Origin of the sequence: Vibrio sp. Makdt (genome assembly GCF_027587015.1) — a bacterium.
In the GTDB taxonomy this organism is placed as follows: Bacteria; Pseudomonadota; Gammaproteobacteria; order Enterobacterales; family Vibrionaceae; genus Vibrio; species Vibrio chagasii_B.
On record NZ_JAPPTH010000061.1, the window covers coordinates 1 to 1,490 of the forward strand.

Consider the following 1,490-nt stretch of genomic DNA (forward strand, 5'->3'; position numbering starts at 1 on the left):
GGCGTCGAGCGGCGGACGGGTGAGTAATGCCTAGGAAATTGCCTTGATGTGGGGGATAACCATTGGAAACGATGGCTAATACCGCATAATGCCTACGGGCCAAAGAGGGGGACCTTCGGGCCTCTCGCGTCAAGATATGCCTAGGTGGGATTAGCTAGTTGGTGAGGTAATGGCTCACCAAGGCGACGATCCCTAGCTGGTCTGAGAGGATGATCAGCCACACTGGAACTGAGACACGGTCCAGACTCCTACGGGAGGCAGCAGTGGGGAATATTGCACAATGGGCGAAAGCCTGATGCAGCCATGCCGCGTGTATGAAGAAGGCCTTCGGGTTGTAAAGTACTTTCAGTTGTGAGGAAGGGGGTGTCGTTAATAGCGGCATCTCTTGACGTTAGCAACAGAAGAAGCACCGGCTAACTCCGTGCCAGCAGCCGCGGTAATACGGAGGGTGCGAGCGTTAATCGGAATTACTGGGCGTAAAGCGCATGCAGGTGGTTCATTAAGTCAGATGTGAAAGCCCGGGGCTCAACCTCGGAACTGCATTTGAAACTGGTGAACTAGAGTACTGTAGAGGGGGGTAGAATTTCAGGTGTAGCGGTGAAATGCGTAGAGATCTGAAGGAATACCAGTGGCGAAGGCGGCCCCCTGGACAGATACTGACACTCAGATGCGAAAGCGTGGGGAGCAAACAGGATTAGATACCCTGGTAGTCCACGCCGTAAACGATGTCTACTTGGAGGTTGTGGCCTTGAGCCGTGGCTTTCGGAGCTAACGCGTTAAGTAGACCGCCTGGGGAGTACGGTCGCAAGATTAAAACTCAAATGAATTGACGGGGGCCCGCACAAGCGGTGGAGCATGTGGTTTAATTCGATGCAACGCGAAGAACCTTACCTACTCTTGACATCCAGAGAAGCCAGCGGAGACGCAGGTGTGCCTTCGGGAGCTCTGAGACAGGTGCTGCATGGCTGTCGTCAGCTCGTGTTGTGAAATGTTGGGTTAAGTCCCGCAACGAGCGCAACCCTTATCCTTGTTTGCCAGCGAGTAATGTCGGGAACTCCAGGGAGACTGCCGGTGATAAACCGGAGGAAGGTGGGGACGACGTCAAGTCATCATGGCCCTTACGAGTAGGGCTACACACGTGCTACAATGGCGCATACAGAGGGCAGCGAACTTGCGAGAGTGAGCGAATCCCAAAAAGTGCGTCGTAGTCCGGATTGGAGTCTGCAACTCGACTCCATGAAGTCGGAATCGCTAGTAATCGTAGATCAGAATGCTACGGTGAATACGTTCCCGGGCCTTGTACACACCGCCCGTCACACCATGGGAGTGGGCTGCAAAAGAAGTGGGTAGTTTAACCTTTCGGGGAGGACGCTCACCACTTTGTGGTTCATGACTGGGGTGAAGTCGTAACAAGGTAGCCCTAGGGGAACCTGGGGCTGGATCACCTCCTTATACGAAGATATTCACGATAAGTGTCCACACAGATTGAT

Annotated in this window: 1 rRNA gene; it reads left to right on the plus strand. The window is 53.7% G+C overall.

Annotated elements, in window-relative coordinates:
• Positions 1–1,452 (plus strand): 16S ribosomal RNA (locus tag OH460_RS27275); the annotation flags it as partial.
• Positions 1,453–1,490 lie beyond the last annotated feature (38 nt).